We start from the raw sequence: 5,850 nt of genomic DNA, 5'->3' as shown, positions 1-5,850 counted from the left end.
CACCCGCACTGCCCCACATAGCCACACGCCGTACAAAAATCGCAGCCGTCCTTGTGGATCATGGTCGCGTTGCCGCATTCCGGACAGGGCTTGCCGGCCTGGACTTGCAGGGTGCCAGCGGCCGCCGCGAGCTTGGGTGCGGGCGTCTGCAGCAGGCCCATGTCGCTCAGTGGCTGGCCGGCTTCGTCGAGGATGCCGAGCATGGCGTAGCGATGGATGACGAGGCGGGCCACGTAGGCCACCGTCGAAGGCCAGACCTGCTGGCGGCGCTCACCGTTCAGTGACGGCACCGGCGCCATGAAGTGGCCCAGCGGCTCGCCGACATTGAGCAGCTTGCGCAGCTTCATCGCGATCCAGCCGGGGTCCATCACGCGCATGTCCAGCGACAGCAGTCGCGCCAGGCCGTCCAGGGCCTTGGGGTAATTGCCCGAGAAGCCCATCGCGCACGGCCGCATGACGCTGCCGCCTTCGGGCGTGGGCAGCACCACTTCCTTCAGCGTCAGCGTGAACTGCTCGTTGGTGGCTGGGTTGTCCACGTCCACCGCCCACGCCAGCGTGCCGGACACGCCGGTGCGCGGCTCGTTGCGGCTGAACATGGCGTCGACCACGGGCGTGGCGCCGCCTTCGGCCAGCGCGCCGAGTTGCTCGCAGCGCCAGCGGATGACGGCCGCCGTTGCGGCGACGACGCCGGGGAAGAGGCGCTTCTCGCCGCTGGGCGGCATGGGCATCTCGAAGGCGCGCTCCTCGGCGACTGTCGCGAGCGCATCGAGCTTGAGGCGCAGCCAGGCGGCGTCGTTGGTGCGCAGGTCCATGGACAGCGTCTTGGCCAGAGCCGACAGGCCACGCGGCTGCTCGGCGCCGTTGACCCAGACTTCGAAAGGCAGGTTGCGCCCGAACAGGCCGGCGTCAGGCCCCTCCAGCGGCRGCTCGCCGATGAAGAGGGCGAAGTCGCCGTGCGGGTGCTGGATCAGATAGCTCCAGGCCGGGTTGCCGCCGGRCATGTCGGGGCGGCTGGGCCAGCGCAGCGAGGCCACCACCGCATTGGGCAGGCGCTCCACGCGCAAGCGCTGGTTGGCGCCGCCGACGTCGGCTCGCAATGGCTCCGGTTGCTTGACCTCGGGCGTGACCGACAGCACCGAACCCAGCACGCTGTTGGGCCGATAGGTGGCCAGGCCCTTGAGCTTGGTTTGCCAGGCCTGGATGTAGAGGTTCTGGAAGTCCTCGTACGGATAGTCGGCCGGCACATTGACCGTCTTGCTGATCGACGTGTCGATATAGGGCGCGACGGCCGCGACCATCGATGCGTGGTCGGCCGCGCTCAGCTCCAGCGCGGTGACGAAGGCTTCGCTCAGTGGCGCATCGGCACCGAACAGATGCCTATACAAGCGCCAGGCATGGTCCTCGACGGCGTATTCCTTGAAGCCGCCACCCTCCGTCTGCGGCAGGCGCTTCTTGCGCGTGTAGGTCCAGGAGAAGGCCGGCTCGATGCCGTTGCTGGCGTTGTCGGCGAAGGCCAGGCTGATGGTGCCGGTGGGCGCGATGGACAGCAGGTGGGAGTTGCGCAGGCCCTGGTTGCGGATCTTGTCCTTCAGCCCCTGTGGCAGGCGTGATGCGAAGCTGCCGCCGGACAGGTAGAGGTCGGCATTGAACAGCGGGAAGCTGCCACGCTCGGCGGCGATATCACTCGACGCCGAATAGGACGCGTCGCGCATGAGCTCGCTGATATGACTGGCCATGTCGCGCGCTTCTTGCGTGTCGTAGCGCAGGTTCAGCATGACGAGGGCATCGCCCAGGCCCGTGAAACCCAGGCCGACACGGCGCTTGTTGGACGCCTCCTGCGCCTGTGCGGGCAGCGGCCACGGCGTCACGTCGAGCACGTTGTCCAACATGCGCGTGGCCACGGCCACGACCTCGGCAAAGCCGGCCTCGTCGAACACCGGCCTGGCGCTGAAGGGGTCGCGCACAAAGCGCGTCAGGTCGATGGAGCCGAGGCAGCAGCAGCCGTAGGGCGGAAGCGGTTGTTCGGCGCATTGCCCGGTCACCAGGCCATTGAAGATGACCGTGTTGCCGTCGGCTTGCGTCGTGTCGTAGACGGGCTCGATGCCGGCAGCCTCGATGGATGTGATCTTCGCGGCGAAGCGCTGGGTCTTCAGCAGCGCCTTGCCTTCAACCCAGGCCTCGTACTTCTCTCGCTTGGTTGGTAGCAGGAAGCCGACTTCGCGCATGAAGACTTCGCGCGACTCGCCATCGACGATCAGCTCATGCAGCGTCTGGCAGAGATAGTCGCGTCGGCCACCGTGGCCATCCGGCAGGCTGCGCGCGCCGCCTTGGCGCCGCTCGTGGATGCGTGAGAACACGCCGAAGTTGGCGAGCAGCACCTGCACGTCCTGCAGCAGGCGCCGATGAATGGACGACAGCCGCACCGAGCAGCTCTGGCTGAACGAAGACACATTGACCGTGCCGTCGGTCTGGAACAGCGCGCGCAGATAACCGCGCATGCAGTCCTCGCTGCCCTGCCAGACGACCTCGGGCACGGCCAGCTTGGTCTTCGCGTTGAAGCCATAGCCGTCCAGCACGCGGGCCARCATGATGGAGCGAATCATCACCAGATTGCGTTCGGCAATGGCGACCGGCTTGACGTGGTACTCACGCGGTGCCTGAGCGATGCCAGCAATCAAGGTGTTGACGAAGCCGGCGATGCCGTCGGCAAGCTGGCGCTCTTCGTTCCACAGGTTGACGACTGCGGCCTGCTCGCCCTTGCCGCGGTTGGTGAAATGGCCGTCGCCGGTGATCAAGCCGAGCAAGGTGCCAAGTGCCTCGCTACCCTGGGCACCGAACTGGCCCTTGCCGGACTGCACCCACAGCTCGTCGCCCGGTTTCAACTCGGACAGCTTGAGCTTGCCGCGTGCTGTGTAGAACTCGTGCCAGGCCGTTGCCTTGATCTCATAGCCTTCGGCCGTCGTGACCTTGAAGACCTCGGCCTGGCCGGCGCTCAGGAAGGCGGGTACGGCGGGGCGAACCACGGTGCCGCGTTCTTCGGCGCCAAGGGCGCGCCGGTCCACCGTGCAATCCAACGCCGCGCCATTGGCTTGCAGCCAGGCGATGGGCACAAGGCCGTGCTGGGTCGCCAGCCGCGTATCGCCCGTCACGCACGGGTTGGTCGCCGCAATCGTCTCGCAGTAATGCAGGTTGTTGTCAGCGTTGATGCGGTCCAGGAAGAGCACGCCCGGCTCGGCGTGGTCGTAGGTGGAGCGCATGACCTGGTCCCACAGCTCGCGGGCGCGCACCTTGCGGTAGACCCATTGCCCGTCGCCGCGCTGGTAGGCGCCGGCCTCGATCTGCTCGGCGCTGGGCTGGGCCTTGTGCGCCAGCTCCACCGTGCCGTCGGCCTGCACGGCCTCCATGAAGGCGTCGGTCACGCCGATAGAGATGTTGAAGTTGCGCAGGTCGCCCTGGTCCTTGGCGTGGATGAAGGCCTCGATGTCGGGGTGGTCGCAGCGCAGCACGCCCATCTGCGCGCCGCGGCGGCTGCCGGCGCTCTCCACCGTCTCGCAGGATCGATCAAACACGCGCATATAGCTGATGGGGCCTGAGGCATGGCTGCGCGTGGAGCCCACCCAGGCGCCCATGGGGCGGATGCGGCTGAAGTCGTAGCCGACGCCGCCGCCACGGCGCATGGTCTCGGCGGCTTCGGTCAGCGCGGTGTAGATGCCAGGCACGCCGTCCTCGGGCGTGGCGATGGAGTCGCCCACCGGCTGCACGAAGCAGTTGATCAGCGTGGCCGACAGCTCGGTGCCGGCGGCGGACATGATGCGGCCGGCCGGCACGAAGCCACGCTTTTGCGCGTCGAGGAAGGCCGCCGTCCAGTGGGCGCGGTCGGCCGGCTTCTCGGCTTGGGCGAGGGCGCGGGCGACGCGCTCACGCAGTTCGTCGGGCGTCTGCTCGCCGCCCTTGGCGTATTTCTCGATCAGAACTTCGCTGGAAATGTCCTGCACGGACAGGTCGTTGGTGGTGCTCACGTTGGCCCCGGAAAATGCTGTACAAAAATACAGTCTACGCCTGCCGGCGCGGACGCGGAATGGCCGCTCAGAACGGGTTGATGCTCTTCTCGCGGCGGTAGTGGATGTAGCCGACGCTGGCCCCGGCGCGCAGGCCCACGCCCAGGCGGATGGGCGCCAGCGTGATGCCATTCAGGCGCTGGTAATTGATGCCGGCGCCGCCGATGTAGTAAAGGCTGCCGTCCACACCGGGAAAGCGCTGGTAGATCGCGCTGGCCTTGGGCAGCTTGTAGACCAGCGTGAAGACCTTGGACGCATTGGCGCCCAGATCGAAGCCGATGGACGGTCCGGCCCAGTAGACCCTGGACGCGCCGCCGCCCTTCATCAGCAACTCGCCGTCGCCATAGCGCAGGCCCACGGTGATGGCGGCGGCGGCTTCCTCGCCCTTGATGTAGGCATTGGGCCGCCCCTGCTCCTTGAAGGCTTTCTCGATGACCTTGGCAAGGCCTTCCGTCGTCTGGCCGAAGAAATCGGTGGCAGCCTTGAGGACGGACTCCTCGTCATAGGTGCCGTCCTTGTCATCCGCGGCAAAAGCAGGCACAGCCGCAGCAGATGCCAGGGCGGCGAGGTGTTGCAGATGCTGGCGACGATCGATCACGGCAGCTCTCCTTGAGGCCCTCATTGGAGGGGCCAGCATAAACAAAACAGCGTGAAGTTTGGCCGCCCGTTGCCCCTTCACACAACCTAGACTCGACGATCATGTCGTCCAACCCCGACCTCCAGCGGCTGTCCGCCGCCCTCGAATACGCCGACCTCGCCGCCGGCCTCTATCTGGCGGGCGGGGCCGACCAGGCCGCCCGGCTGCTGGCCGCCGCGGCCGAGCAGCAGCTCGGTGATCTGGTCAGGCTCATTGATGCCCCCAGCGCAACGGTCGACACCCGCGAGCTGCTGGCCCGCATCGCGCGGGCGCACCGGCCCGCCGTGGTTGCGCCACGCCAGGCCCAGCAGGAGCGCGGCTGGGATGACTCCCCGGTCGAAATCGACGGCACGCGCGACGAAATCGTCGCCCTGCTGCGCGCCGCCTGGTTCATGCTGGAAGCCATGGGCCTGGCCTCGCTGGCCCCGGAGCGGCTGCAGCAGGCGGTGGAGCACAGCACCGTCTTCAGCAGCAGTGCCGCGCTGGAACCTTTCATCTAGGATCGGCCGAACCCATTCGCCCGGGCTCGCCCGATCAGGGAGACCATCATCAGCACCGAACGCCGCCAATTCACCCGCGTCGCCTTCGCCTCGGGCGCCGAGCTGATCACGACCCAGGAACACCTGCGCTGCCAGGTGCTGGATATTTCCCTCAAGGGCGTGCTGCTGCAACTGCCGGCCGGTCACCCGCCGCAGGTCGGCATGCCCTGCCTCGTCAAGCTCCCCCTCGGCGCCGGCGCCCCGGGAGACATCGTCATCTCGATGGCGGGCGAGCTGGCCCATGTCGAGGGCAGCCATGCCGGCGTGCTGTGCCGCAGCATCGACATCGAGTCCATCACCCATCTGCGCCGCCTCATCGAAGTGAACCTCGGCGATCCATCGGCATCGGAGCGGGAACTCAAGGCGCTGATTGCCGCGGCCGGCAGCCCCTGAGGGCAGTTCGTCGCATCCCACACCGGGCGGCGATGGCCCACCGAGAATCGCCCGAATGGAGGACCTCAGCCCGCTGCAAGCCTTTCGCCGCGTCTGCAATCTGCGCATGCTGGCGGGCGTCTACTACTTCTGCCTGTTCTACGCCATTTCGCGCGCGCTGACCTGGTTCGGCGAAGGAGACGGTGGCCTGGACGACGCCCTCTTCGACCTGATCCGTTTCAGC

Annotated in this window: 4 protein-coding genes; 2 read left to right on the top strand and 2 right to left on the bottom strand. The window is 67.3% G+C overall.

The window, feature by feature from the left end; translation table 11 throughout:
• On the bottom strand, positions 1-4,019 hold a 4,019-nt coding region (locus tag ACXJKR_RS22185), incomplete at its 3' end, for an LAGLIDADG family homing endonuclease (RefSeq protein WP_457324653.1).
• A gap of 67 nt (positions 4,020-4,086) precedes the next feature.
• Positions 4,087-4,656, bottom strand: a complete 570-nt coding sequence (locus tag ACXJKR_RS22180; RefSeq protein ID WP_235532072.1) for a DUF1134 domain-containing protein — start codon at positions 4,654-4,656, stop codon at positions 4,087-4,089.
• Between the two features lie 101 nt (positions 4,657-4,757).
• On the opposite strand from ACXJKR_RS22180, the gene ACXJKR_RS22175 reads away from it, so the two are divergent.
• On the top strand, positions 4,758-5,195 hold the full coding sequence (locus ACXJKR_RS22175; protein WP_056202576.1) for a hypothetical protein: 438 nt from the start codon (positions 4,758-4,760) through the stop codon (positions 5,193-5,195).
• A 33-nt stretch (positions 5,196-5,228) separates the two neighbouring features.
• Entirely contained in the window at positions 5,229-5,627 is a 399-nt protein-coding gene (locus tag ACXJKR_RS22170) for a PilZ domain-containing protein (protein ID WP_327082894.1), read from the top strand.
• The last annotated feature ends 223 nt before the right edge of the window (positions 5,628-5,850 follow it).

The organism is Roseateles sp. P5_E11 (genome assembly GCF_054049355.1).
The sequence above is the reverse complement of the archived record's forward strand: the minus strand, read 5'-3'. Positions and strand labels throughout refer to the sequence as shown.

Excerpts from the sequence above, each read along its gene's own strand:
- ACXJKR_RS22175 (WP_056202576.1), top strand. The coding sequence starts at position 4,758 with ATGTCGTCCAACCCCGACCTCCAGCGGCTGTCCGCCGCCCTCGAATAC.